The organism is Chitinophaga terrae (ex Kim and Jung 2007), assembly GCF_900107795.1.
Lineage (GTDB): Bacteria > Bacteroidota > Bacteroidia > Chitinophagales > Chitinophagaceae > Chitinophaga > Chitinophaga terrae.
Genome location: NZ_FNRL01000009.1, coordinates 188,223 through 215,121 on the forward strand (window position 1 = coordinate 188,223; position 26,899 = coordinate 215,121).

21 protein-coding genes are annotated in these 26,899 nt (G+C 46.8%); 10 read left to right on the plus strand and 11 right to left on the minus strand.

All coding sequences use genetic code 11. The features are described from left to right. Nucleotides 1-23: 23 nt before the first annotated feature. Nucleotides 24-758, plus strand: coding sequence for a hypothetical protein (locus BLV62_RS12155; RefSeq protein WP_089761977.1), 735 nt, complete (start codon nt 24-26; stop codon nt 756-758). Nucleotides 759-814: 56 nt separating this feature from the next. On the opposite strand, the gene lipB is transcribed toward BLV62_RS12155, so the two are convergent. Further along, entirely contained in the window at nt 815-1,513 is a 699-nt protein-coding gene (lipB, locus tag BLV62_RS12160; RefSeq protein WP_089761979.1) for a lipoyl(octanoyl) transferase LipB, read from the minus strand. A gap of 311 nt (nt 1,514-1,824) precedes the next feature. Between lipB and BLV62_RS12170 the strand changes: the two genes are divergently transcribed. Both BLV62_RS12170 and BLV62_RS12175 read left to right on the plus strand, forming a co-directional pair. After that, nucleotides 1,825-2,895 carry an RluA family pseudouridine synthase gene (locus BLV62_RS12170; protein WP_089761982.1) on the plus strand — a complete coding sequence of 357 codons (1,071 nt, stop codon included), beginning with the start codon at nt 1,825-1,827 and terminating at the stop codon, nt 2,893-2,895. A 106-nt stretch (nt 2,896-3,001) separates the two neighbouring features. After that, the gene (locus BLV62_RS12175) at nt 3,002-4,672 is read left to right on the plus strand and encodes a T9SS type B sorting domain-containing protein (RefSeq protein WP_089761983.1); all 1,671 of its coding nucleotides are present in this window, start codon (nt 3,002-3,004) and stop codon (nt 4,670-4,672) included. Nucleotide 4,673: 1 nt separating this feature from the next. Here the strand turns inward: BLV62_RS12175 and BLV62_RS12180 are convergent, their stop codons facing one another. From BLV62_RS12180 to BLV62_RS12220, 9 genes are all read right to left on the minus strand, one after another. Next, the gene (locus tag BLV62_RS12180) at nt 4,674-5,609 is read right to left on the minus strand and encodes a LolA-like protein (protein ID WP_089761985.1); all 936 of its coding nucleotides are present in this window, start codon (nt 5,607-5,609) and stop codon (nt 4,674-4,676) included. A gap of 119 nt (nt 5,610-5,728) precedes the next feature. After that, the gene (locus tag BLV62_RS12185; protein WP_089761987.1) at nt 5,729-6,568 is read right to left on the minus strand and encodes an anti-sigma factor; all 840 of its coding nucleotides are present in this window, start codon (nt 6,566-6,568) and stop codon (nt 5,729-5,731) included. Nucleotides 6,569-6,570: 2 nt separating this feature from the next. Then, nucleotides 6,571-7,128: an RNA polymerase sigma factor gene (locus tag BLV62_RS12190; protein WP_089761988.1), complete on the minus strand. Its 558-nt coding sequence runs from the start codon at nt 7,126-7,128 to the stop codon at nt 6,571-6,573. A 141-nt stretch (nt 7,129-7,269) separates the two neighbouring features. After that, nucleotides 7,270-8,193 carry an anti-sigma factor domain-containing protein gene (locus BLV62_RS12195; RefSeq protein WP_089761990.1) on the minus strand — a complete coding sequence of 308 codons (924 nt, stop codon included), beginning with the start codon at nt 8,191-8,193 and terminating at the stop codon, nt 7,270-7,272. A gap of 13 nt (nt 8,194-8,206) precedes the next feature. Then, nucleotides 8,207-8,758 (minus strand): RNA polymerase sigma factor, encoded by a 552-nt coding sequence (locus BLV62_RS12200; RefSeq protein WP_089761992.1) that lies wholly within the window; start codon nt 8,756-8,758, stop codon nt 8,207-8,209. Nucleotides 8,759-8,834: 76 nt separating this feature from the next. After that, nucleotides 8,835-9,413 (minus strand): peptide deformylase, encoded by a 579-nt coding sequence (gene def / locus BLV62_RS12205; RefSeq protein ID WP_089761993.1) that lies wholly within the window; start codon nt 9,411-9,413, stop codon nt 8,835-8,837. 117 nt (nt 9,414-9,530) lie between these two features. Continuing rightward, nucleotides 9,531-9,944, minus strand: a complete 414-nt coding sequence (ruvX, locus tag BLV62_RS12210; RefSeq protein WP_089761995.1) for a Holliday junction resolvase RuvX — start codon at nt 9,942-9,944, stop codon at nt 9,531-9,533. 29 nt (nt 9,945-9,973) lie between these two features. Further along, on the minus strand, nt 9,974-10,840 hold the full coding sequence (locus tag BLV62_RS12215; RefSeq protein WP_089761997.1) for a UbiA-like polyprenyltransferase: 867 nt from the start codon (nt 10,838-10,840) through the stop codon (nt 9,974-9,976). A 13-nt stretch (nt 10,841-10,853) separates the two neighbouring features. After that, nucleotides 10,854-11,387, minus strand: coding sequence for an RNA methyltransferase (locus BLV62_RS12220; RefSeq protein ID WP_168927933.1), 534 nt, complete (start codon nt 11,385-11,387; stop codon nt 10,854-10,856). A gap of 26 nt (nt 11,388-11,413) precedes the next feature. Here BLV62_RS12220 and mutS point away from each other — a divergent pair, with 26 nt between their 5' ends. Continuing rightward, on the plus strand, nt 11,414-14,023 hold the full coding sequence (gene mutS / locus BLV62_RS12225) for a DNA mismatch repair protein MutS (RefSeq protein WP_089762000.1): 2,610 nt from the start codon (nt 11,414-11,416) through the stop codon (nt 14,021-14,023). A gap of 248 nt (nt 14,024-14,271) precedes the next feature. Here mutS and BLV62_RS12230 read toward each other — a convergent pair whose 3' ends face one another. Next, entirely contained in the window at nt 14,272-15,318 is a 1,047-nt protein-coding gene (locus BLV62_RS12230; protein ID WP_089762002.1) for a LacI family DNA-binding transcriptional regulator, read from the minus strand. Nucleotides 15,319-15,607: 289 nt separating this feature from the next. Here BLV62_RS12230 and BLV62_RS12235 point away from each other — a divergent pair, with 289 nt between their 5' ends. The 6 genes from BLV62_RS12235 (at nt 15,608) to BLV62_RS12260 (ending at nt 26,894) form a co-directional block, all read left to right on the plus strand. Then, nucleotides 15,608-16,483, plus strand: coding sequence for an AraC family transcriptional regulator (locus BLV62_RS12235; protein WP_089762004.1), 876 nt, complete (start codon nt 15,608-15,610; stop codon nt 16,481-16,483). Nucleotides 16,484-16,612: 129 nt separating this feature from the next. Then, complete coding sequence (locus tag BLV62_RS12240) at nt 16,613-17,158, plus strand: RNA polymerase sigma factor (protein WP_089762005.1); 546 nt, start codon at nt 16,613-16,615, stop codon at nt 17,156-17,158. Between the two features lie 94 nt (nt 17,159-17,252). Further along, nucleotides 17,253-18,278 carry a FecR family protein gene (locus tag BLV62_RS12245; protein WP_089762007.1) on the plus strand — a complete coding sequence of 342 codons (1,026 nt, stop codon included), beginning with the start codon at nt 17,253-17,255 and terminating at the stop codon, nt 18,276-18,278. Between the two features lie 5 nt (nt 18,279-18,283). Continuing rightward, nucleotides 18,284-21,763, plus strand: coding sequence for a SusC/RagA family TonB-linked outer membrane protein (locus BLV62_RS12250; RefSeq protein ID WP_089762009.1), 3,480 nt, complete (start codon nt 18,284-18,286; stop codon nt 21,761-21,763). An 11-nt stretch (nt 21,764-21,774) separates the two neighbouring features. Beyond that, on the plus strand, nt 21,775-23,352 hold the full coding sequence (locus tag BLV62_RS12255; RefSeq protein WP_089762010.1) for a SusD/RagB family nutrient-binding outer membrane lipoprotein: 1,578 nt from the start codon (nt 21,775-21,777) through the stop codon (nt 23,350-23,352). 428 nt (nt 23,353-23,780) lie between these two features. Further along, on the plus strand, nt 23,781-26,894 hold the full coding sequence (locus BLV62_RS12260; RefSeq protein WP_089762011.1) for a SusC/RagA family TonB-linked outer membrane protein: 3,114 nt from the start codon (nt 23,781-23,783) through the stop codon (nt 26,892-26,894). The last annotated feature ends 5 nt before the right edge of the window (nt 26,895-26,899 follow it).

Consider the following 26,899-nt stretch of genomic DNA (forward strand, 5'->3'; position numbering starts at 1 on the left):
AAGAGCCTTTTCGGATTATCAGTATGAAGCATTTAGTGCGTATAACTTTTGTTATCGGGATATTATTATTGAGCGCGTTTGCAGGGAAAGCACAAGTACAGGAATATACTCCTCCTGTTTTACCAGATTTTTCGGCTAGTATAAAAACGGGTAAGATCCAGCTGGATTGGATATCCGGCTTTACCCAGGTGAAAGAAATAGGTATCCAGCGGTCGCTGGACAGCGTGTTAAACTTCAACACCATCGGCTATGCCAGCTATCCTACTCAAACAAGGAATGCTTACCTGGATAACCGGCCTTTACCAGGCAATAACTATTACCGGTTGTTCATCCTGTTCACCAATGGCAGGTATATGTATAGTAAAACCGTGCTGGCATTGTCTGACAGCACTATCAGGGCTGATATGAAATTGCAGTATGCCGATATTAAAGACGCTGCCAGGGGCCTGAGAGGTAAAGAACAGGAAAACAAGGAACCAGACAGGGTTTCATGGCATCCTTCCAACTATATTTATACCACTGCGGATGGTAACGTGAACATCAAATTACCGGATGCAGCGCAGAAACATTATTCTGTAAAGTTTTTTGAATCTAACGGCCAGTTCCTGTTTGAAATTGAACATGTTAAGGGGCCAAGCCTGGTGCTGGAAAAAGCTATATTCCTGCACGCCGGCTGGTTCAATTTCGAAATATACGAGAACGGAACTACGCTGAAGGAAAAATGGAGCCTGTTCATCCCGTTGAACTATAAAATGTAGACAATTTCTTCCTGAATAAAAGAAAACGGACCAACCTAAGGCTGGTCCGTTTTCTTTTATTCAATTGCAGATTCGAAGATCTCTGCAAAATGGCGTTTCAGCTTTGTTTTCACTTCTTCTATATCTACCTCTCTTCCCAATTCTTCGTGGAGAGAAGCCACTTTTTTATCGGCAATCCCACAAGGCACAATTTTATTGAAGTAATCCAGGCTGGTATTCACATTCAGGGCAAACCCGTGCATGGTCACCCATCGGCTGCACCTAACCCCCATGGCGCAGATCTTCCTCGCTTTCGCTTTATCGCCGGGCTCCAGCCATACGCCTGTTTCGCCGGGCGACCTGTCGCCTTTCAGTCCATACTCCCCTATCGTGCGGATGATCACTTCCTCCAGGTTACGCAGGTATTTACCTATATCCGTAAAGTATTTTTCCAGGTCGAGGATCGGGTAACCAACGATCTGGCCGGGTCCATGGAAGGTGATATCCCCGCCCCTGTTGGTAGGCACAAAGCCAATTCCCTGTTCTTTCAGCGCTTCTTCTGATACCAGCAGGTTTTCCATATGCCCGCTTTTACCTAATGTATATACCGGCGGATGTTCGCAGAAGAGTAAGTGGTGAGTAGTAGGAACAACTGCCTGCCCTGCTGATACAGAGGCCGACTTCAGACTAACATTCTCCTTTAGTAACTGCTCCTGGTAATTCCAGGCCTCCTGGTAATCAATAACCCCCAGATCTTTGAACCAAATCTTTTCCATATCACCTACAAATGTAGGTGATTTCCGGTAAAGGGGGTGCACGCAAAGGCGCTGAGGAGGCAAAGAGCGCGGAGATTTTTTTAAGGGAGCGAAGTTTCACGCAAAGAAGCAAAGAAGCAAAGAGAGCGAAGACCAACAGAATCTACTATCTCTGCTCCCTTATTTTTCTTATTAAAATCCTTTGCTTCTTTGCTTCTTTGCTTCTTTGCGTGAAACTTCGCTCCCTTAAAAAAATCTCCGCGCTCTTTGCCCCCTCAGCGTCTTTGCGTGAAACCCACGGAAAGGCTTATTTTTGCCGGAAATATACATGAATGTCTGAAGAATTGCTGGAACTGGAAGATGAGCTGGAGAATGGCGACGGCAGCGAGGAACTGTACGAAAAGATCAATATGGTTGTGGATAAAGGCCAGGAACCGATCCGTATAGATAAATTCCTAACTGCCCGCATTGAAGGCGCTACTCGCAATAAAATACAACAAGCCCTGGATGGCGAGATGGTATTGGTGAACGACAAACCCGTCAAATCCAATTACAAGATCCGGCCACTGGATAAGATAGTCGTGTTTTCTAACAAGAACCCGGAAAATACGGAGATCATCCCGCAGGAGATCCCTTTGAATATTGTTTATGAAGATGAAGACGTGATGGTCATAGACAAACCTGCCGGGCTGGTAGTGCATCCCGGTTGCGGAAACAGGGACGGCACCCTGGTAAACGGGCTGTCGTGGTACCTGGGCGATAAAACCCAGGTAACAGAACCTGAAATTCCGAGGTTTGGCCTGGTACACCGGATCGATAAAAATACAAGCGGACTTTTGGTGATCGCGAAAACTGACAAGGCGATGAACGACCTGGCCAAACAATTCTTTGATCACACTGTTCACCGTCGCTATATTGCCCTGGTATGGGGAGATTTTGAAGAAGATGAAGGGACCGTTATCGCCCATGTGGGCCGCCATCAGCGCTTCCGCAAGATTATGGACGCCTACCCCGATGGAGAACATGGTAAGGAAGCCGTTACCCATTACCGGGTACTGGAGCGTTTCAACTATGTGACCCTGGTAGAATGCAGGCTGGAAACAGGCCGCACTCACCAGATCCGCGTACATATGCAGCACATAGGCCATTCTCTCTTCAACGATGATACCTATGGAGGCAACCGAATTGTCAAAGGAACTGTCTATACCAAGTATAAACAGTTCGTGGATAACTGTTTCGAGATCATGCCGAGGCATGCCCTCCATGCGCAACAACTGGGATTTATACATCCCCGCACCAGGAAACAGATGTATTTTGAAAGCCCCATGCCACCCGATTTCGTTGCGGTGCTGGAAAAATGGAGAAGATATATTTCTGCCCGTCCATTAAAAGACGACGAGTAAAGCTACCGGGATAGGAAAGGATAAAATTTTTATTCTTCCCTGTCCCAATTTATTATAAATAATATGCATATTTAGCTATCTTAGCGCAGAATACCATGTCATATACATGAGAAGCCAGATAGTCCGTTCCTTTTATTCCTGCTTTCTTCTGCCAGCATTGTTGGTTTGCTCCCTGTTTGCCAGTTACAGCGCTAAAGCACAGACTTCATTCACCGTTTCTTCTACCTGTGTAAAAGACAGCGCATTTTTTACCCTCACTTCCACTACGGGGATCGACTCCGTGATCTGGCATTTCGGCGATCCGGCTTCCGGCCCTAAAGATTCTTCAAAAGCATTATCGCCCTACCATATTTACGACAACACAGGTACGTATACAGTAAGTGTTGATACCTGGAATAATGGGGTAGCCACTACCGTTACCCAGGATGTTACGATCGTTTCCATCCCGTTCTTTGACCTGGGACCGCAGGATATTACCCTTTGTGAAGGAAGTACTATGACTTTGTCGGCCCCCGTGATCCCCGGCGCTACTTACCTGTGGCAGGATAGTTCTACGAACAGCAGCATACTTGTTGATACTTCCGCCACTTACAAGGTGAAGGTCAACGGTTGTCCGAACCCAGATTCTGTAAATATATTCTACACTCCCATCCCGGAAGTAGACCTCGGAAGGGACCTGGTATTATGCACCGGGGAGAATATCATGCTGGACGCCACTGCACAGAACTGTACTTATATGTGGAACACGGGAAATACAGAGCCGACGCAGAATGTAACGACAAGCGGCACCTATCATGTAGATATTTTTCCTAAAGGTTGCCCGCAGATGTCGGACGAGGTAACCATCACTTTTACGGGCCCCCCGTATCCTTTTTCGCTGGGGCCTGATACTTTGTTGTGCCCGGGAGAAAGGATTCGTATAGCCCCAACCGTGCCTGCTGCCACCAGGTGGGAATGGAGCACCGGCGCTACCACGCCGGCGGTTACCATCAGCAGTACAACGAATTTATGGGCGCTGGTAGAGATCAATCACATCTGCAGTGTAGTGGATACTATCTTTATCAACTATAACCGCCTGAAGAAGCTGGACCTGGGAAACGACACTACCATCTGCAAGGGGAATTTCCTGGTGCTGACAGCCGATTTCGGGAACGGGGTTTATCGTTGGCAGGACGGGTCGGACCAGGCAACTTATTACGTTACCAAACCCGGGTATTACTATGTGCATGCACAGATTGGCAGGTGCGAATCCACAGACAGTATAGCAGTGTCGTTTGAAGATACGCTGCGTGTAAACCTGGGGCCAGACACTACCTTATGCTTTAACGAAGTATACAGGCTGAAACCACAGGGCGCAATAGGCGGCGTTTATAAATGGCAGGACAGCAGCAGCACCAGCATGTATACGGTCACCAAGCCGGGTTTGTATTCGATCGTCGCCTACAACAGTTGTGGAAAAACAGCCGATTCGGTTGTGATCAGCTATAAAGACTGCGGTTGTACACTGTGGTTCCCCACTGCGTTTACTCCGAACGGCGACGGGAAGAATGATTATTTCCGGCCGGTATACCGATGTCCGATCTCCGATTATGTCATGAGCATCTATAACCGATGGGGAGAGCGGGTATTTTATACCACTGATCCGAAAGTGGGCTGGAGAGGTACGGTGAACGGGAAACCGGCCGACGCGGCTACCTATGTGTGGATAGTGGATTATAAAGAACCCAATACCGGGTTTCCTGTACACCGCACAGGTACGATCACCTTGTTATACTAAATTATTCGGCAGCTGTGAACTGGCTGAATTTTGCCGAGAATACCGCTGTTTCACGCTTCTTGAAAGGCACATCCCAGGTACCGTTGTAGGTAACCAGTGCAGGAATAAGCAATCCATTGAATTTGGTCATCTGCACATTCATCTTCACATTAAAATCAAATAACATCGTTTTGTAAGACAGTGCATATTTACGCCCTACGATTTCGAAGTTGTCTTTGTTAAACCAGGTGATGAGTTCATCTATCACTACGTCGGCTTTGTCTATACGCCCCAGTTCGGGTTTTGTCTTAGCGGTAAAAACATAGCATGGAGTGCCGTCCACATAGTTTTCTGACGTTATGGAAAAGTTATAGAAGCGTTGTACTTCCGGGTCGAAGATCGCTACTTTGTGGCCTACTACCGGTACGCCTTTGATAGGTTTTCCGGGGTTAAAGATCAGTTGTTTTAACTGGGATTTGTGGCGGGCCAGTGAGCCTTTATCTGATTCGGGTGTTTCGCCGTTAGCGTCTACACATATGGTACCTTTTGTAAAGAAAAGGTTGGCATATAGTTCCGCCGTATAGTAATTATAGTTGCCTTTTTTCGTGTAAAAGTCGCCCGTTACTTTTTCGTCCGTCACCTGCATTGTTCTGCATCTTCCTTTTACCGTCTGGCGGGTACGGTTATAGAGAGAGGCCTGGGTGCCTCCGTCCCTGGCCAGTATCCTGATATCGTTGATGGCATTGAAGCCTACGATGTGAAGGTTTTTAAAGGCGCGGTAGAAAGTGGTATCTTCTTCTACCCTTTTAATAAAGCTATTAACGTCGAAGCCTACACGCTTCGCTTCCACGATCACTTCATCCAGGTTAACCGTCATTCCCCTGTACCGGGCTGTATCCTGGGCGAGGGAAGAAAAAAAGGAAAATACTATTAACAGTGTGAATATGTATCTGAACATGCCCGCAATTTATATCTTTCTGGCTAAGGAGCAAAGGAAGGGCCAAACCTGTAAAAATTAAGAGTGGATAAGACATTACATCCTATCCACTCTTAGTTATTTATACGGCTGCGGGCAGATTATCCGGGGATCTTTCCTGCAACGTACATCTGTTCCATTGTTGGAGAAGCGGCGCCGCCTTTTTTCTCGAGGGTCACGGCAAACATTTGCGCTTTGCCGGTGATCTTCATTTTTTGCAGCAGGTTAACCGTATCGCCCATTTCAAACACACCCATATCTACAGGCTTACCGTCGACAATGGCCCATAACTGGTATTGTTTGTCGGCTGCTGGTTCCGGCAGGTTATTTACTTTCAGGTAAACCTGTTGGCTTTCCCTGTTCCAGAACACGGTTGCCAATGCAGTTGGGAATGCTTTTGTTCCCGGCATTGTTACCTTCAGCACTTTTGGATCCTGTATCACGTTCATTGATTCCTGCATCTGTTCTAAGCGCGCTTTATAAAGGTTGCTTTTAGACAGGATGGAGTTTTGAGAAAGGAGTAAAGACTCGTATTTGTCTTTATACTCTTTGAATATTTTATACCGGTTGAAGAACACGTAATTCAACACCAGGCTGAATAGCAGCAATACGGCTGCTACGGAAGCGATCCATTTCCAACGGGCGCCTTTCGGCCGCTCTATGGAAACTATGGGAGCGGAGGGGTCAGGGGTAAGAGTATTCTCCTGCATAATTGTTTGGTTATTTAGGTTAGAGAAGACAAAAGATTTGGCCTGGGGATCGGGAGTGAGGGATTGCATTTGCACATAGGCTTCCATAGCGCGTTGGTATGCCGCTACTTCTGCCGCTACTTCGGGGAATTGCGCCATGGCGGCTTCCAGCTCCTTAATTTCTTTTTCGGAAGCAATACCTGCCGTATAAAGCTCGATGATGCCGGATGATATGACGTGTTGTGGATCCACTATTAAATATTGCTTGTGTTGATAATTGTTCTTAACTGGTTGATGGCGTTCCTCATCCTGGTTTTAACTGTTCCCAGCGGGATATCCATTATCCTGGCAATTTCTTCCTGGGTGCATCCTTTGTAATAAGCCAGATCTATGAGCGTTCGTTGCTCTTTTGTAAGCTTTTCCAGCACCTTTGAAAAGCCCAGGTGTTCGTTGCCTGGCTGTTCGGTGATAATTCCCTTGATCGCATAAAGCTCGTCTGTATTATAGGATGTTTTCTGTTCCTGTTTGAACGATTTGGATCTCAGTACGTCTATAGCGGCGTTGCGCGCAATGTTGAGCATCCAGGTGAACAGTCTTCCTTTCGAGGGATCATAAGAATCGGCGTTCCTCCAGATCTTCAGGAAAACTTCCTGCAATACATCATTGGCGGCCCCGGTATCATTCAGGGTTTTGACAATAACGCCGAAGAGGGCCGGTGAATAGAGGTCGTATATATGGCTAAAAACTTTCTCGTCGCGAGCGGTCAGGCCCCGTACAAGTTCAGCTTCTGAGTATGTAGCTGTAGATTCCAAGTTAATCTGGATAATTGATTAAACATTAAAACAGACGCCTGGTATGCGCATGAAATTACAATCATGTGCAGGCAGATGTGTGTCTTTAATACCTGGTCAACCTGGGATATCGGATATGAGTTGTTCTTAGCAGGAAATAAATTATTGTACCACTCTTGCGGTCATGCACACTTCCTCTTCTACCGGGGGCCTGGTAACGCCAACAGGTTGGAGGGATATGGTATAAGCGCTGATGCTGTCCATTTCCTGCATTTGCTGGAGGTTCCTGGTCACGGTCATTCCTGTGGCAAATACGCCGGCGTCTTTATACACATTGTTGACGAGCGCCCACAAATGAAATTGTTTTCCTTTGGGCGGCAGCGGCATCAGTTCGGCCTGGAGGAGGAGTGATTTTGTTTTGGTATTCCATCCGACGCGAACGGAATTGCCTTCGTAAGCGCCAGTGCCGTCTATATGCGTCCACGATACGGCGGGATCGTTGAGGAGCCGCTCCTGGTCTGTGGATTTAAGAGAAGCCTCGTTCTTTTTCGCTTTTTCAGCATCGAGTCTTTCGCGGGTTGCTATGAGTTCTTTATATCTTCCTTCGTAGTCGTTAGAGGCGTTAAAAAAGAAGAAATTCAGGACAACGCTGCCGATAAGTATTACAATTATAGCGGCGGTAGCGTATTTCCAGTTGCGGTCTGATGTTCGTTTAGCCGTTGCCGTTTTATTGGGAAGTTTAGGCTTGGCATTGACGGGTAAGCTCAATGGGAGCTTAACGGATTGTTGTTTCTGCGGTTCAGTTAAAGATGGTTTGAACTGCAGTTCTTTGGGCAATGCGTTGTTTCCCAGGGGGACTTCGTCCTCATGGATCATTGCCAGTATTTTTTCTTTGATACCTGCCGGAGGGGCGATGGAATACAGCTGCACAAAACGTTCCTTATCCTGCTGCAAAGCTCTTACAGCAGCGCGGATATCAGGATATTGCAAGGCAGCTAATTCCACTTCGATCTGCTCCTCTTCGGGAAGCATACCAAATACATAGCTTTCAAGAATGCCGGATGATATGTATTGTTGTACATCCACTTACTATGGGGAATTACAATTGTTTTAACAGCGTTCTCAATTGTATAATAGCATTGCGCATTCGGGTTTTCACGGTGCCCAATGGTATTTCAAGGGACTTGGCAATTTCTTCCTGGGTATGCCCCTTGAAGTATGCCAGGTCAATAATGATTCTTTGATCTTTCTGCAAGCGTTCTATAACTTTAGACAGGCCCAGGTGATCCACGGATAGGTGAACTGCCAGTTGCGGTTCATACATTAAAGATGCACTGTTTACATCTGTTACCTTCTGATCCAGTTTGTGGTTCTTAGATCTTAAACTATCAATTGCGGTGTTACGAGTGATATTGAGCATCCAGGTAAATAACCTGCCTTTTGAGGGATCGTATCTATCTATATTCCGCCATATCTTCACAAAAACTTCCTGCAAGACATCACCTGCTGCTGCTTCTTCACCCAATACCTTCAGGGCAACACCATATAACGCCGGTGAATAATGGTCATACAAGTAGGTGAATACCTTTTCGTCCCTGGTCGAAAGACCCTGAACCAGTTCAACTTCAGTGTATGTTAAGGTTGTGCCCAAGTTTGAGGATATGGATGTTAGCTTTAGCTTTGCAATACCAAAATAACAGGATTTCTTTACATAACAAAATTATTTCCTATTTAGGAAAGGTCATTTTGTAGTCTACACGGATTTTACCTTTCGTGATATCATCCAGCTTACTTTTCAGCATACGGCGCTTCAAAGGCTTGAGGTAATCGATGAACAGTTTGCCATCTATATGATCGTACTCGTGGAGGATCACCCGTGCAGTTACACCTGTAAAGGTCTTTTCATGCGGCTGGAAATTCTCGTCTACATACTTCAGCGTAACGGTTTCGGCCCTGTTCACATCTTCACGGATCTTCGGAATGCTTAAACAGCCTTCATTGTAAGCCCAGTCTTTACCGCCTGTTTCAACTATATGAGCATTGATAAATACTTCTTTTATGCCTTCATCACCGGGGTATTCATTCTTTTCTTCTTCTTCCAGGTTATCAATTATCTGTTTGCTATCTACTACAAACAGGCGAATAGATTTGTTGACCTGCGGAGCAGCAATGCCTACCCCGTTAGAGGCATACATTGTTTCCCACATATTGGCGATCAGTTCTTTCAATCCTGGATATTCGGGCGTGATGTCTTCCGCTACGTTTCTTAATACCGGGTGCCCGTAAGCTACTATTGGCAAAATCATGTTCTGAATCTTATTTGGACTGCAAAGATAGACATTTTGCAGTTAAGGGAGGCAGGCAGATTGACGAAACAGTTAATCTGTATATCTTTTAAAACCAATCTTTCACAAATAATCAAATTATATACTCCGTTGCAGGTATTCCTGGAGTAAAATAGTGGCGCTGATCTCATCCACCAGTCCTTTGTTCTGGCGGTCTTTCTTCTTTAACCCGCTATCAATCATCGCCTGGACAGCCAGTTTGCTGGTAAACCTCTCATCCATCTTCACTACCGGAACAGCCGGGAAGTTCTTTTCCAGGATACGGATACACTCCGCTACCAGGGGAGTTGCGTCAGTTGCCTGTCCGTTCAGCCCTTTGGGCTCTCCTATCAATATCTTCTCCACTCCTTCTGCCGCAATATATTTTTTCAGGAAAGGGATCAGTTCGTGGGTAGGTATAGTGGTCAGCCCACTTGCGATGAGTTGCATAGGGTCCGTAACGGCCAGCCCTGTTCTCTTTTTCCCATAATCTATCGCCAAAATACGGCCCATGTCATTTATATTTTAAAGTCTGAGGCCATCTACGCGAAGATCAGCATATCGGCAATGGCGAAAACAGCATATACCACGCTGGCAATACCATTGGTGGTCATAAACATAATATTGATCTTGCTGAGATCATCGGGCTTCACCAGCAGGTGCTGGGAAACCAGCATCGCTACAAAGACGGCCGATCCGATCCAGTATACCCAATGGAAATGCCCTGCAAGCCCGATAGTGATCACCAGGGCTGCGGCTATTACATGCAGCAATTCCGAGAACCTCAAAGCTCCCGCCAGGCCTAACCAGGCAGGAATGGAATTCAGGCGCTGGGCCCTGTCGAAATCCTCATCCTGCAACGAATAAATAATATCAAACCCTGAAACCCAGCAAAGCACCAGGCAGGAAACCAATACCGGTAATACTGCAAAAACGCCTGTCACAGCCAGGTAAGCGCCAATAGGCGCCAGCGATAGCCCAACTCCCAATACCAGGTGGCAAAGAGCTGTGAAACGCTTGGTATAGCTGTAACCCAATACTACAGCCAGGGCAACGGGCGATAAAAAGAAGCAGATACGGTTGATGAACCAGGTAGTAGCAATGAAAAGCAGGCAGTTGGCAATGATGAAATAGCCTGCGTTACGGGCGGAAATGACGCCTGCCGGGATTTCCCTTTTTGCCGTACGGGGGTTCAGTTTATCAATATCCACATCCAGCCAACGGTTAAAGGCCATAGCTGCGCTGCGGGCAAACACCATACATAATACCACCAGGCCGAACGTCAGCCAGGAAAAACTGCCCTCTCCCCTCGTTACTGCCATGAAAAAGCCTGTTAATGCAAACGGCATCGCGAAGATGGTATGGCTGAATTTAACCAGCGACAAATACTTATTAACCGTTGAAATCATATAATTAGTCTTTTTAGCCTCTCTTTAGTTTTACAAAGATATCCCAAACTACGATACCGGTGCTCACGGAAATATTCAGGGAATGTTTCATTCCCAGTTGAGGGATCTCTATACATCCATCCACCAGTTTCATCACTTCGGCATCCACCCCGCTCACTTCGTTTCCGAAAACCAGGGCCAGGGGCTTATCGGCCGGTGGCTGGTAGCTGTCGAGGAACTGGCTGTTCTCCGCCTGTTCTATCGCCATCAGCTGGTAACCCGCATTCTTCAGGGCCTGTACCGCGGCAACAGTTGTATCGAAATACTGCCATTCTACCGTTTCCGTTGCTCCCAAAGCAGTTTTGTTAATATCCCTGTGCGGAGGAACGGGCGTATACCCGCACAAGACGATCCCCTGTACCAGGAAAGCGTCGGCCGTCCGGAACACCGATCCCACATTGTGCATACTGCGGATATTATCCAACACCAATACTATAGGCGTTTTATCTGCTGCCTTGAACTCTTCCACCGTTTTACGGCCCAGTTCATCCATGCTTAGTTTTCTCATCGGATGCAAAGATATATATTTGCGCCATGGCAAAAAGTAAATCAGAAGAAACGCCGCTCATGCAGCAACATAAAGCCATCAAGGAAAAATATCCTGATGCTGTGCTATTGTTCCGGGTGGGCGATTTTTATGAAACATTCAACGAGGATGCAGTTATAGCCGCCAGCGTACTGGGAATAGTGCTAACCAAAAGAGCCAATGGTTCCGCCTCATACGTAGACCTGGCCGGATTTCCGCACCATGCTTTAGATACTTACCTGCATAAACTGGTGAAAGCCGGGCATCGCGTGGCGGTTTGCGACCAGCTTGAAGACCCTAAAACAGTAAAAGGCATTGTAAAAAGAGGCGTTACGGAAATGGTAACGCCCGGCGTCGCCATCAACGATAAGCTGCTGGAAAACTCCAGCAACAACTTCCTGGGCGCCATTCATTTCGGAGGAGAAACCAACGGGATATCCTTCCTGGATATTTCAACAGGCGAATTCTTTGTAGCCGAAGGAAACCTGGAGTATGTGGATAAACTCCTTCAAAGCTTCCGCCCGGCGGAAGTAATATTTGCCAAACCACACCAGAAACATTTCAAGGCTACTTTCGGCAACCGTTTCTATACCTACACGATGGATGAATGGATATTCACCACCACCTATGCAGAAGAAACGCTCCTGAAACATTTCCAGACCCATTCCCTAAAAGGATACGGGGTAGAAGGACTGCCAGCCGCCATCATCGCCGCCGGCGCTACCCTCCACTACCTGAAAGATACAGAACATCCTAACCTGCAGCATATTACACGTATGCAGCGGATAAACCAGGACGATTTCCTCTGGATGGACCGTTTTACCATCCGCAACCTGGAACTGCTCAACAGCTCTGTAGAACAGGGACATACCCTGCTGAAAGTGCTCGACAACACCGTCACCCCCATGGGAGGCCGTTTGCTGAAGCGCTGGATGGCATTTCCATTGCGGAATATCAATGCCATCAACGAGCGCCTCGACACAGTCGAATACTTTATCACCCATACCGATCTTTCCCTGCAGTTAGTGAACCTGCTTAAACAATGCGGCGACCTTGAACGGCTCGTTTCCAAGATCCCGCTTCGCAAGATCAACCCCAGGGAAGTAATGCAACTGGCCCGTTCCTTACAGCAGGTTGCCGCAGTTAAAGCATTGCTGGAAAATTCGGAGAGCAACTATCTTTCCCGCCTAAACGAAAAACTGGACCCTTGCAACCCGATCCTGGACCGTATCCTGAAAGAAGTGGTTGAAAACCCTCCAGTGCTGGTAGCCAAAGGAGGCGTGATCATGGAAGGCGTGGATACTGAACTGGATGAACTGAGAAATATAGCTACCAAAGGGAAAGATTATCTCCTGCAAATCCAGCAGAAAGAGTCTGAAGCTACCGGTATTCCTTCCCTGAAGATCGCGTTCAACAACGTGTTCGGGTATTACCTGGAAGTGACCAACACCCATAAGAACAAAGTTCCTGAAGGCTGGATACGTAAGCAAACCCTGGCCAATGCCGAAAGATATATCACGCCCGAACTGAAAGAATACGAAGAAAAGATCACCGGCGCCGAAGATAAGATCCAGGTCATAGAAGCCAGGCTGTTCGAGGAACTGGTTCAAGCCCTCCAGGCATATATACAGCCGATACAACAGGATGCGCAGGTACTTGCCAGGTTAGATTGCCTGCTCTGTTTCGCGCATAACGCCGTACAATATAAATACCGTCGGCCGGTTATCAACGAAGGGTACGACCTGGTGATCAAAGATGGCCGCCACCCTGTTATTGAGCGGGGATTGCCTGTAGGCGAAAGTTATGTGGCCAACGATCTGCAACTGGACAAAGAACAACAACAGATCATTATCCTTACAGGTCCGAACATGAGCGGTAAATCTGCCTTATTAAGGCAAACCGCGCTGATCACCCTAATGGCGCATATGGGTAGCTTCGTTCCTGCCAGCAGTGCAGTGATCGGGCTTACCGACAAAATATTCACCCGTGTAGGCGCATCCGATAACCTCAGCGGAGGTGAATCTACTTTCATGGTAGAGATGAATGAAACGGCCAGCATCATCAACAGCATTACTCCGCGCAGCCTGGTGATACTGGACGAGATCGGAAGGGGTACCAGCACTTACGACGGCATCTCTATTGCCTGGAGCATAGTTGAATACCTGCACGACATGACGCCTCACCGCCCTAAAACGTTGTTCGCCACTCACTATCACGAACTGAACGAGTTAGAGAATAAACATAACCGGGTAAAGAATTTCCATATTACCAATATGGAATCAGGGAATAAGATCATTTTCCTCCGCAAACTGGCTCCCGGTGGCAGCAGGCATAGCTTCGGTATCCATGTAGCGCGGATGGCCGGTATGCCGCCCGAATTGATCAACAGGGCCAACGAAGTATTGGCTCAACTGGAAGAGAAGCATATTGAGGCGCCGTTGCAGGAAAATGTAAAACGCCTGAACACCCCCACCCAGAAACTACAGTTGAATATTTTCGATGCGCATAGCGATACCTTCCAGCAGATCAGGGCCCAGCTGGAAAACGTGGATATCAACAGGCTAACTCCCGTAGAAGCCTTGCTGAAGCTGAACGAGATCAAAACCATGCTCGGTTAGTTGCACGCAGAGATGCTAAGGAAATAAAGAGCGCAAAGGATTTTTTTTAAGGAAAATAAGAAAGCAAAGAATTTTATTTTAAGAAAGCAAAGGGAGTGAAGATTGTGTTAATCTCCGCTCCCTTTGCTTTCTTATTTCCCTTAAAAAAAATCCTTTGCGCTCTTTATTTCCTTAGCATCTCTGCGTGCAACTCCGCTCTCTTTGCTTTCTTATTTTCCTTAAAAAAATCCTTTGCACTCTTTGCTTCCTTAGCCCCTCTGCGTGCCCCCACCGCGGGTGGAGGAGTCGCGCACGATAAGTTCCGGCGCCAGCACGATTTGGGTGGGTGGAGTTTCTGCGGCGCCCGGGCGGTTCAGTTCTTTCATCAGTATTTCCACGATGTTTTCGCCGATGGCCTGCAGGGGTTGGGATACGCAGGTAATGGAAGGACTGTGCAGGCGGAAAAGATCATGATCATCAAATCCTACTACTCCAATCTCCTTTCCTATTTCCCATTGGAGGGAACGAATGCTTTCGATACCGGAGATGCCGAGGTAGTTCGTAGCGAAGAACACTGCATCCAGGTCTTTTACTGAAAGCAGGAATGATTTGATCTCCTGTATGAAATGGGCCCTGTCGAGATCGAAAGGCAGGCGTTTCACAAGGGATTTATTAAACGGGATCTTATGATCTTTCAAAGCGGCCATGAAACCATTCATCCTGTCTTTCATCTGGGTTTGATCGGAGGCGATGGTAACGATGGCAATCTTTTTATACCCTTGGTTCACCAGGTGGGCGGTGGCATCGTAGGCGCCTTTGAAGTTGTCGAGGACCACGTAATGGCTGTTGATATGCGGGAAGTAGCGGTCCATTAATACGATTGGCTTGCCGGCTTCCCTGAGGAGTTCAATTTCTTTGTCGAGGTTTTTTGTGGGGGTGATGATGTAACCGTCTACCTGGCGGTATTTAAGAACTTCCAGCAGGCCTTTTGCTTTTTCGGTGTTATCTTCTGTACTGCCGTACAGTACTTTGTAGTGGTGTTTATCTGCTTCGTCTTCCACTACTTTGGCCAGTGTAGCAAAAAAGTTATTGGCGATATCTTCTACTATCAGTCCAATGGTTTTGGTCTTGCCGGTCCTCAGGCCACGGGCCAGCTGGTTAGGCTTGTATTTTAAGCGTTCTGCTATTTTTATGATCCGCTTACTTACCTGTTCGCTGATCCTTTTCTCTTTTGCTTTTCCATTTAATACAAAAGAGACGGTGGTGGGAGATACTCCTGCCTGTTTTGCGATATCTTTAATTGAGATCCCTTTCATAACAAAATGCTACAACGATTTAGCCTTGCCCAATTTACAAAATGAAGTTGAAAATTACGTTGTTGTGTTAATTATTCCAAAATGGCTAAAGAAAAAACTATCATCACATTTAAAGGGGATTTTACAGTAAATGATATTTTTTTAACCAATTTTTAATAAATTGGCAATGATCATAGGACAACCGTCAATACATACCACCTGCCGACGAAGAGGTAATACACGCCAATAAACGGACATGGTAATAAAGTATAGAGATGTCACAGTACTAGCAGTTTAAATTAATACATGAATGAAACCCATCCTGATTAAAGTGGGAGCGTTTGCCGACAACCAGATCACGATCATTGAGAGATGCGATCCGTATTTTAATACGCCATTCCATTTTCATCCTGAGTGTGAGCTGGTATATGTAACAGAAAGCAATGGAAAGAGGATTGTAGGCGACAGCATCGAAAGCTTTGAAGAAGGCGATATGGTGTTCCTGGGTCCTAACATCCCGCATGTCTGGTACAACGAAGAAGAGTATTACAAAAACGATGAGAGTCTGAAAGCCAGGTCAGTAGTGATCTATTTTCCAAAAGATATTTTTGGGGAAAAGTTTTACGGCCTTCCTGAAACCAAAGCATTGAGCGACCTGTTTCATCGCGCCCAAAGGGGAATGAAAATTATTGGCGCTACGCATCATTACCTGAAAGATGAGATCTTATCCCTGCCTAAAAAAGAGGGGCTCGAGCGGATCATTTCCCTGTTGTCTATCCTGAAAACATTGTCAGAGACCCGCGACTGTTATTACCTTGCCAGCACAGGTTATTCGCATGCTTTCAACGTAAAAGACAATCATAAGATCGATGAAGTGTTTAAATATGTGATGAATAATTTTTCCAAGGAGATCTCATTGCAGGATGTTGCCAGCATCACCAATTTATCGCCGCAATCGTTCTGCCGCTTCTTTAAAAACCGGACCAAGAAATCATTTGTCCAGTTCCTGAACGAAGTAAGGATCGGACACGCCTGCAAACGACTCACAGAAGAAGACTGGTCAATAGCGGAAATCGCCTATTCCTGCGGATTTAAAAATCTCTCAAATTTCAATCGTTTCTTTAAGGAAATCGTAGGCAAAACACCAAAAGAATATAAGAATGAATTACGATTGAAGGAAGCCTGACCATTTCAGGTTCAACCGCTTATTCATTTATTTTAAAAAGTAGCCGCAGAATATCAAAATATCAAAATTTTATTCTTACATTCATTTCAGTAATTATCAACCAAAAGCCTTAATTACTACTGTAATTCGATGTACAGCAGTTATCCAGATAACCAATTAATATCGCTGCTCCAACGCGATGATATTGCTGCCTTTAATGCCATCTATGACCGGTACAGCAAGATGCTGTTCTTATTTATCTGCAGCAAGCTGGACACTACGGAGATGAGCAAAGATGTGCTGCAGGAGATCTTTATTTCCCTTTGGGAAAAGCGCCAAACGCTGGTGCTGAAAGAATCCCTGAAGTCGTACCTCTACCAGGCCGCCCGTCATAAGATCATAGACATTTACAGGAAAAACACTACGTACCGCAAATACCTGCTGCAACTTATCGAGCATTTCGACGAGCAGCCGCACTCTATTGCCGAAACGGTTGATAACAAAGCCAAAACCCAGGAACTGTTCGAAGCCATTAACCACCTGCCTGAAAAGATGAAAGAAATATTCATGCTCAGCAGGTTCGAACATTTAACGGTAGAACAGATCTCCAATCATCTTGGCTTGTCTCAGCAAACTGTTAAGAACCAGATAACCAAAGCATTAAAGATCCTCCGATCCAACTATGCCCAACATTAGGACCGGTTCAGGAACAGGTGATAAAAAAATTCCGCGTCGTCAATAGTACCATTTACGCTTTTAAACGACTTCACATTAATTAAACGCCAGAAAGGTGGATTTAGAACAGATCAAAATATTGCTGGAGCGCTATAACCAGGGAAACTGTTCGCCGGAGGAAGCAGCTATTGTAGATCAGTGGTTCGAGAATATCGACAGGCGCCAGGCTGCACAGCTGCCGGAAAAACAGGTCGACAGTGAACTGGCCGGCATTAAACTGGCGATTAACCAGCAGCTGCCTCCCGTGCAGCCGAAGGTCAGAACACTTAAAAAAGCTTACTGGTGGTATGCTGCCGCTGCTGCTGTGCTGATCACAGCAATAAGCATTACCTGGATAAACCAGTCGCCGGGCCCCGCAAGCCAGGCAGCGAGCCTGCAGGCCTCCTGTGCGCCAGAAAAAGCCAAGCCCCACTCTGAAACAAAGAACGGCTTTGTAACCCTCACCATGCCCAAAGGATATTCTGAACAACTGGCGCTGGAAGACGGCAGCGTAGTAACATTGAACGCCGGCAGCAAACTTACCTACCCTGAACATTTCGGAGCGGGAGAACGGAAGATAGTGCTGGAAGAAGGAGAAGCCTTTTTCGAAGTGGCCCCCGACCAAAGCCGCCGTTTTATAGTGCAGGCAGCCGGTATTGCTACCACGGCACTGGGAACCTCTTTTAATGTGAGGGCTTATACCCGTGAAAATAAAGTGGTTGTTTCTCTCGTCAGCGGCAAAGTAAAAGTTGACCAGCTGGATAACCAGGCTTCATTTATTTTAAAACCGAGCGAACAGGTGAGTTACGACCGCTTGTCGCTCCATTTCGTAAAACTGGGAGTAGATAACCTTAACGATATAGGCGCCTGGAAACAGGGCTACCTGCTTTTTAAAGATGCCCCTTATACTGAAGTAGTGACAGGCATTGAAAATCGCTTTAACGTAACAGTAGTTAACCAGAGCGATAAAAATGAATGGAACTACAATGGCTCCTTCAAAAAGAATGAAACAATCAAAGACGTCATGGATGTCATTTGCCTGACCAAATCTCTTTCGTACACCATTAAAAACGATACTGTTTATTTGCAAAATAAAAACTAGTCTATATGCCGTTAAAGCCTTGCCCCGTGAAGTGGTTTGTATCCATGGGGCTGATGCTGACACTACTGTTGGCGGGGAGCTGGAATACGACGACTAGTGCTATCACACAAACACCTGATTCGCCAGTGGTAGTGGTCACCATCCAGGTAAAGAATAAATTCCTGGAAGATGTTATGTCGGAAATTTCCGCTAAAACAGGGTTGAGCTTTCATTACGACAAATCTGATATCAATCTTAAAAAGAAGATTACCCTTAACTGCAAAGACGTACCCATAGAAGAAGTTTTAGTATTGATATCAGCACAAACCGGATTACAGTTCACCCGCCACGACAACAAGATCATAATAGGAACAGCAAGTGTTACTGGCACCTCACAAACTGTAGACCTGTTAAACCATGTATCACTGGAAAGAGAAATAAAAGGATTTGTACGCGACAACAAAGGCACGCCGATTCCAGGAGTTACCATTTTAATCAAACATACTAACAAAGGAACCCATTCGAATGCTGATGCCGCCTTCAGCATCAAAGCCAGCACCGGAGACGTACTCGTTTTCAGTGCTATCGGTTTTGTGACCCGTGAAGTGCAGGTAGGCATCGACAATGAACTGAATATACGCCTGCAGGAAAACATCAAAGCGCTGAGCGAATTGGTAGTAACCGCCCTTGGCATACAGAAGAAGGCCAGGGAGCTGCCTTACGCCACCCAGCAACTGGATGGCGACGATGCCCAGCTCGTGAAAGACGCAAACTTTATGAACTCGCTCAGCGGCAAAACCGCCGGCGCTACCATTACACGCAGCGCCTCCGGCCTGGGCGGATCGGTAAGAGTGATCCTGAGAGGGAATAAGTCGACCCGCGAAAACCAGCCTCTCTACATTGTAGATGGCGTTCCGTATGTGAACAACACTCCCTCACAGCCTTCCGACGTCTGGGGGCAATCGCACAACATCATAGGCGCCGGCGGCCGGGATGGAGGCGACGGGATCTCCAACATCAACCCCGACGATATTGAAAGCATCAGCATCATGAAAGGCGCATCTGCAGCCGCTTTATATGGCAGCCAGGCAGCCAACGGCGTAATACTGATCACCACCAAAAAAGGAAGGCCGGGTAAAAGCAAGATCGATGTTTCATCTGATTATACCACAGAGCACCCCAGCCTGTTGCCAAAACTGCAATACCGTTACGGGCAAACGGAAGCGCCGGGATTAGATAAAGTAGGCATCCCGCAACCCGGCTCGCTGGGCAGTTGGGGCAAACCTGTAAATGTACCTGATCATGTAAAAGACTTCTATAAGAACGGTTCTACATTTATGAACAGCGTGGCTTTCAGCGGGGGGACTGAAGTGGCCCAAAGCTACTTCTCCTATGCCAATACTACCGGAACCAGTATCCTGCCTACCAGTAAATTCAACCGGCATACCGTTAACGTACGGGAAACGCTGAAATTGCTGAACGATAAACTGGTTATGGACGCCAATGCCACTTTTACCGCGCAGAATACCAATAACCGCTTATCCTCCGGCCTTTACTACAGCCCTATTTCCGGTTTATACACCTTCCCCCGGGGGCAGGACTTTGACTACTACAAAACCAACTTCGAATATTACGATACGGAAAGGAACCTCTATATGCAGAACTGGTGGAACATCCGCAACGATAAGAAGTGGATAGGCCAGGACGACCAGCAGAATCCCATGTGGGCGCTGAAAAGGAATTCGCGTATCGACTCGCGGTACCGCGGCCTTGCCACGCTTTCTCTTACCTACCAGATAAAAGACTGGCTGGCGGTAAAAGGACGGGCCAACTTCGACAAATCGCTGGACCAGTATGAACTGGAAGCCTATGCCGGCACGCAGATCGTGTTAGCCGGCAGCAATGGCCGTTATACCCTGGAGAAAGAATTTAACACCCAACTATACGCCGACCTGATGTTCAACGCCAGCCACCAGATGAACAAATGGCTGCACCTGGCAGGCAATATAGGCGCCAGCATTACCGATACCAAAGCGCATGAAAGAACTTTCAACGGCTCTAACCCCAACGCCGATCCGGGACTTCTGTATCCCAATAAATTTTCAGTTTCCAATATCCTGAGTACAGCCATGGACGCCCAGCACAGCGTGGATCAGAAACAGCTGCAAGCCCTCTTTGCCAACGCACAGGTAGGGGTAAACAACTTCTTGTTCCTGGACCTCACAGGACGCAATGACTGGTCGAGCACCTTTGCTTTTACGCCAACCCTGAAAAAAGGATACTTCTATTATTCAGCGGGCCTATCTGCCGTGTGGAACGAGGTATGGAAAATACCCGGAGTGGATCTGCTGCGCACCCGTATTTCCTATGCAAAGGTAGGCAACGATATTGCGAGCTATTCTTCCCATCCATCTCCCTTTACCTTGCAAACAATTGCAGGAGTTACAAGAGTTGTGCTGAACCAGAAAATACTGTACCCCGGCATGCAGCTGGAACCTGAAGATAACAGGTCGTTCGAGGGTGGCCTGGAAGCGCATCTTTTTAAAAACCGTGTAGCGCTGGACTTCACCTACTATAAGAACAACAACTATAAACAATATATGGAAGTACCTGCTCCTTTGGGTAATAAGAATACAACTTACTACCTGAACATGGGCAATATCCAGAATGAAGGAGTAGAGGCCACACTAACGCTAACACCTATACGTACAAAGGCCCTGAGCTGGAACAGTACGATCAATTTTGCCGCCAATCGCAATAAAGTGGTGTCGCTTTCCAACTCCAGCATCGTAGCGGCCGATACCAGCAACATGTTTGTACTGACGGATTTCGGGGTTAATATGTTTGGATCGTTTATCATGGAAGGTGGATCATGGGGCGATATTTATTCCAACAAGGAACTGGTGCAGAATGAAAAAGGCCAGTACCTGGTAGATGGAGCCGGCAGGTTGCAAACGCGAAACGCATTCAAGAAGGTAGGAAATCCGAATCCTGATTACAGTATAGGATGGAACAATACCATTGATTATAAGAACTTCACCCTTAGTTTCCTGGTGGATGGGCGGTTTGGCGGTAAAGTGATGAGCGTTACCCAGGCGGTACTGGATTGGTACGGAGTAAGCGAAGCAAGCGCCAAAGCCCGCGATAATGGCGGAGTTGCTATTCCCACTGCCGCCGCTAATGGCACCCCGTACAACGGGAAAGTGAATGCGCAAACTTACTATACAACCATCGGGGGCCGGGCAGGGATCGGTGAAATGTATATGTACGATGCAACGAATATCAGGTTAAGAGAATTGAGTTTTAGCTATAGAATACCATTGAAATGGAAATGGATCAGGAACCTGCGGGCAGGTATAATAGGAAGAAATCTTTTCTTCTTTGAGATACATGCGCCGTTTGATCCGGAAGTTTCTATGGGCACCGGCAACGGGTTGCAGGGAGTAGATGTATTTGGGTTGCCCCCTGTAAGAAGCTTCGGTATCAATTTACGATTAGGTATCTAAAAACACGCGACATGAAGAGATGGAATGTTACCGCATTACTTGCCGTAATGGCTGTTGTGCTAACCAGTGCATGCACGAAAAGATTTGCAGACATCAACAAGAACCCTTACGATTTTGATGAAGACGAGCTGAAAGCCGATTACAGGCTAATGGGCGAACCATTGTCGCAGGCGCTGTTAAACCTGCTGATCTATAATGATCCGCCAACGGCGCAATTGCAGCAGAACCTCAATGCCGATATTTTCTCGGGCTATATGATGAGCCCAACTCCTTTTGAAGGGAATATCAACAATACCAACTACGGGTTGCTTTATTACTGGAATAACAAGCCCTGGCAAGTGGCCTATAGCAACGTGATGAAGAATTGTGATTTTACCCAGATGAAGTCGAAAGATACATTTTCCGACTTCTACGCGCTTGCGCAGATCATTAAGGTAGAAGCCATGCACCGGGTAAGCGATATTTACGGACCTATTATTTACACGAAGTACGGGCAACTGAACAGCGAGATGGGAATTGACTATGACAGCCAGCAAACCGCCTATTACGCCTTTTTCCAGGATCTCAGGGAAGCGATTGATACATTGACGCAATATGTGAATAACAACGCCGCCAGCCGCTTCACCAACTTCGACCTGGTATATCATGGCAGTTACAGGCAGTGGGTAAAGTTTGCCAATACGTTACGACTGCGGCTGGCTATCCGCATCTCGGGAGTTGACCAAGCAAAAGCGAAGTTAGAGGGAGAGGCAGCGCTGCAACACCCCGTAGGGCTATTGACGGAACCCGGCGATAATTTCGCGGTAAATATTTCTCCCGTTACCCATCCCCTGAACATCATGTGTTATACCTGGGCAGACCTGAGAATGAGCGCACCCATGGAATCGTTCCTGACGGGGTACAACGATCTGCGTTTATATGCCTACTTCACTCCTTCGGAAGCCGGCGCCAATGTGTTTCATGGTATCCGCAATGGTATTAAAATATCTGCAAAGGAAGAATACAGCGGTTTCTCACCTCTGGCCAAATTGACAAGCAACATATTGTTCATGACAGCGGCAGAAGCCTGGTTCCTGAAAGCAGAAGCAGCGTTGCTGAAATGGAAGAATGCCGGCGAGGCGGGCGAGAATTACAACAGGGGCATCAGTACTTCTTTCAAACAATATAACTTGCCTAACATAACCGCCTACCTGGCAGATAATACCAGCAAACCCAAACCCTATAAAGATCCCCAGAACCCAGATAATAATGTACCGGCCGGCGATCCTCATTTAAGCACCATTACCATCCGATGGAATGAAGCAGCATCCTTCGCTGAAAAGCAGGAAAGAATTATCACGCAGAAATGGATAGCGATGTTCCCGGAAGGACAGGAAGCCTGGAGTGAATTCAGGAGAACTGGCTATCCTAAATTATTCCCTGTGGTAATTAACAACAGCAATGGTACTATTTCTTCAGAAAAATTTATTCGCCGTTTACCCATGCCGCAGATAGAGGAAGTAACCAATCCTAAGGCGCTGGAACGCGCAAAAGCAATGCTGAAAGGCCCCGACACCGGCGGGACACCTTTATGGTGGGACATCCGATAATCGCTCAAAAAAAATTTAATAATTTTTTATTCCACGATAGTACTTCTTCATTAATCATACGACTCCTTACCAGAAGCGCGATTAAGGAAGTCGGTTATGCACGGCCTGTAATCAACAGTTACGTTAACAATATTTCATGTAGAAGAACTAAACAATAGCCAAAATATTTAATGAAGCCCAGCTAAACACATTGCCTGTCGCGATGCGGCATGGTATTGCCTTAAAAGCTTTGCAATAAAGAATTACAGCATAATGAAAATTATGTTACAGGGAGATGCTTTGCCATAGAATTTCCTGATCACATCATCACAAAACCACCCGGGTATAGTGTCAACTATGCCAAGGGAAAGGTTTTGCCATCTATCAAACAATATGATCATCAACATACAATTATATCAATCCCATTTATTAACCAAAAACAGGCAAGTATGAAAAAAAACCTACGCCTTATGAAAGTGTGTGCCATGACGGGTCTTGCGCTCACTTCCATATTAGCAGACAGTGCGTATGTGAAGGCTGCCGGCTATAGCTATGTGCCCGCAACTTCATTCCGTAGTATTCTACAGGAGAAGGAAATAAGCGGAACAGTAAAAGACAGCAAAGGCGCTGGATTGCCAGGCGTTTCTGTCCAGATAAAAGGAACTAACAGGGGCGCAAAAACAGATGCGAATGGTCAATACCAATTAAGCGCCAAGCCGGGCGATGTGTTAATATTCAGTTCAGTAGGGTTCGACTCAAAAGAAATAGCAGTAGGAAACAGTTCGACATTAAATATTTCGTTAGCTGAAAGCGTAAGGGGATTAAATGAACTGGTAGTAACAGCGCTCGGTGTGAAGAAAGCGGCAAAGTCGCTCACCTACTCTACCCAGCGCCTGGGCAGCGAAGAACTTACCACCGTTAAAGACCCTAACGTTATGAACTCCCTCAACGGTAAAACCGCGGGGATCACCATTAACAGGAGTACTTCCGGTGTAGGCGGCTCCGTTAAAGTAACGTTGCGCGGTAATAAATCGGCGCAGGGTTCCAACCAACCTTTATATGTAATAGATGGTATCCCGATGACCAACTACTCCACCCAGCAGCCAAACAGTACCTGGGGCGGCGATGGAACCAGCAACTTTGCGCCGGGCCGCGATGGCGGCGACGGTATCTCCAACCTGAATCCGGATGATATCGAAAGCGTATCGGTATTGCGCGGCGCCTCTGCATCGGCTTTATACGGCAGCCAGGCGGCGAATGGCGTAATCCTCATCACTACCAAGAAAGGTAAATCAGGCATATCGAAAGTTGAATTTTCCAGTGGTTACACCATGGATAAAGTAGCTTATACGCCTAAGTTCCAGAATTCGTACGGCCCTGCAAAACCGGGCGAAACAACCAGTTGGGGGCCGGAGATCAGTGGCGCTAAAGACTTTACGAAAGACTTCTTCAAAACAGGCAATACCTGGATCAACTCCATTAACTTTTCCGGGGGTAACGACAAAGCACAAACGTTCCTCTCGTATGCCAATACTCACGCCAACAGCGTAATGACGGGCAACAAGCTAAACCGGCACAACGTCACCTTCCGCGAAACAGCCAAGTTCTTTAAAGACAAGCTCACCATGGACGGAAACATCAGCGTGATTGTGCAGGATGTAGACAACGGCCCTGTAAGCGGTTTGTACTTCAACCCGCTCACCGGTCTTTACCTGTTCCCAAGAGGCGGCGACTTATTGCAGTATAAAAACCAGTACGGCGTATTCGATAAAACAAGACAGATAGAATTACAGAACTGGCCATTCAACGAAGACGTACAGCAAAACCCCTGGTGGATCGTAAACAGGAACACCAGTATTGCCAAACGCAACAGGACGCTGGGTAGCCTCACCGCGAAATACGATTTCAATGACTGGCTATACCTGCAGGCCCGCGGCAATATGGACAGAACGAACGATAAATATGATGCGCAGATCTATGCAGGTACCAACGGCGTACTGGCAGGCCCTAATGGCCGCTATATCAGGAGCGACCTCACCACTACCCAGTTCTATGGCGACGTTATCCTGAATTTCAACAAAGAGTTCAATAACTTTAAGATCAACGCACTGGTAGGTAGCAGTATTAATGATACCCGTACAGATGGTATGACAGCAGATTCGTACAATGGCGATCTGTATGTGGCCAACTTCTTCACGCTGCAGAACATGACCGCCGGAAGTGCGATTGCCACAGTACCTAACAACCACACGCAGTTGCAGGCGGTATTTGCCAATGCAAATATTTCCTTCAAAGACATGGTATTCTTAGACCTTTCAGGGCGCAACGACTGGTCATCCAACCTCTCATTCACTCCTAATGGTTCTTACTTCTACCCGTCTGTTGGCCTTTCGCTGTTGCTGCACCAGATGTTCACCATGCCAGCCGCTATTAACTACGCGAAGATCCGTGGTTCATATGCCTCAGTGGGTAACTCGGTACCTCCTTATGTTACCAACCCCAGAAGCAGGTTGGGTACCGTTGGAGGAACATTTGCCTTCAACAACATTGCCCCATTCGACAAGCTGAAACCGGAAAAAACAAGATCGCTGGAAATTGGTACAGAGTGGCGTTTCCTCCAGGATCGACTGACGTTCGACTTCACTTATTATAAAACAAATACCATCAACCAATACTTCCAGATAGCAGTACCTCCGGGAACCGGTTACAGCTTCCGTTACATCAACGCTGGTAATATCCAGAACAGCGGCGTGGAAATCATGTTAGGGTATAACGTGATCCGCACAGGCAACTTCAAGTGGAATACTTCCTTGAATTATTCCATGAACAAGAATACCGTGCTGGAACTGGCAGACAATATCGATCAGTTCATCTTAACTCCAACCAACTCCAACACCTTCTCTTCCATTATTGCAAAAGGAGGTTCGTATGGCGATATCTATGCAAAATCATTAGTACGCGATGAGGCAGGCCGTGTTAAGATCGGCGCCGATGGCAAACCGCTGGTAACTTCAGACGTTGTATTTGCCGGCAACCCGAATCCAAAATGGCAGGGAGGATGGAGCAACACATTCAATTATAAAGACTTCACTTTAAGTTTCCTGGTCGACGGAAAATTTGGCGGTAAAGTTTTATCAATGACCGAAGCGGTGATGGATAAATACGGGGTATCCGCCAGAACAGGCGACGCCCGTAAAAACGGTGGAGTGGCGATCAATGGTATTACGGAAGATAACAAGCCTGTAACCAAAGTAGATGCCGCTACCTGGTATGGAGTGCTGGGAGGCCGTGACGGCGTAAGTGGCGAATACCTCTACGATGCAACCACTGTAAGATTACGTGAACTATCGTTAGGCTATGCTATACCTTCCCGCGCTTTGGGCAATGGGCTGGTAAGAAGCCTGCGCCTTTCCCTGATCGGCAGGAATCTCTGGTATATCTCCAGGAAAGCGCCATTTGATCCGGAAGTGGCTATGTCGACCGGCAACGGTTTATCAGGCGTGGATGTATTTGGCCTGCCGGCTACCCGCAGCTTTGGTGTAAGCCTGAACGTCGGTTTCTAATGATG

Excerpts from the sequence above, each read along its gene's own strand:
- BLV62_RS12180 (WP_089761985.1), bottom strand. The coding sequence starts at position 5,609 with ATGTTCAGATACATATTCACACTGTTAATAGTATTTTCCTTTTTTTCT.
- BLV62_RS12170 (WP_089761982.1), top strand. The coding sequence starts at position 1,825 with ATGTCTGAAGAATTGCTGGAACTGGAAGATGAGCTGGAGAATGGCGAC.
- BLV62_RS12220 (WP_168927933.1), bottom strand. The coding sequence starts at position 11,387 with ATGAGAAAACTAAGCATGGATGAACTGGGCCGTAAAACGGTGGAAGAG.
- BLV62_RS12230 (WP_089762002.1), bottom strand. The coding sequence starts at position 15,318 with ATGAAAGGGATCTCAATTAAAGATATCGCAAAACAGGCAGGAGTATCT.
- BLV62_RS12235 (WP_089762004.1), top strand. The coding sequence starts at position 15,608 with ATGAAACCCATCCTGATTAAAGTGGGAGCGTTTGCCGACAACCAGATC.
- BLV62_RS12240 (WP_089762005.1), top strand. The coding sequence starts at position 16,613 with ATGTACAGCAGTTATCCAGATAACCAATTAATATCGCTGCTCCAACGC.
- BLV62_RS12155 (WP_089761977.1), top strand. The coding sequence starts at position 24 with ATGAAGCATTTAGTGCGTATAACTTTTGTTATCGGGATATTATTATTG.
- mutS (WP_089762000.1), top strand. The coding sequence starts at position 11,414 with ATGGCAAAAAGTAAATCAGAAGAAACGCCGCTCATGCAGCAACATAAA.
- ruvX (WP_089761995.1), bottom strand. The coding sequence starts at position 9,944 with ATGGGCCGTATTTTGGCGATAGATTATGGGAAAAAGAGAACAGGGCTG.
- BLV62_RS12260 (WP_089762011.1), top strand. The coding sequence starts at position 23,781 with ATGAAAAAAAACCTACGCCTTATGAAAGTGTGTGCCATGACGGGTCTT.
- BLV62_RS12175 (WP_089761983.1), top strand. The coding sequence starts at position 3,002 with ATGAGAAGCCAGATAGTCCGTTCCTTTTATTCCTGCTTTCTTCTGCCA.
- BLV62_RS12255 (WP_089762010.1), top strand. The coding sequence starts at position 21,775 with ATGAAGAGATGGAATGTTACCGCATTACTTGCCGTAATGGCTGTTGTG.
- BLV62_RS12215 (WP_089761997.1), bottom strand. The coding sequence starts at position 10,840 with ATGATTTCAACGGTTAATAAGTATTTGTCGCTGGTTAAATTCAGCCAT.
- lipB (WP_089761979.1), bottom strand. The coding sequence starts at position 1,513 with ATGGAAAAGATTTGGTTCAAAGATCTGGGGGTTATTGATTACCAGGAG.
- def (WP_089761993.1), bottom strand. The coding sequence starts at position 9,413 with ATGATTTTGCCAATAGTAGCTTACGGGCACCCGGTATTAAGAAACGTA.
- BLV62_RS12250 (WP_089762009.1), top strand. The coding sequence starts at position 18,284 with ATGCCGTTAAAGCCTTGCCCCGTGAAGTGGTTTGTATCCATGGGGCTG.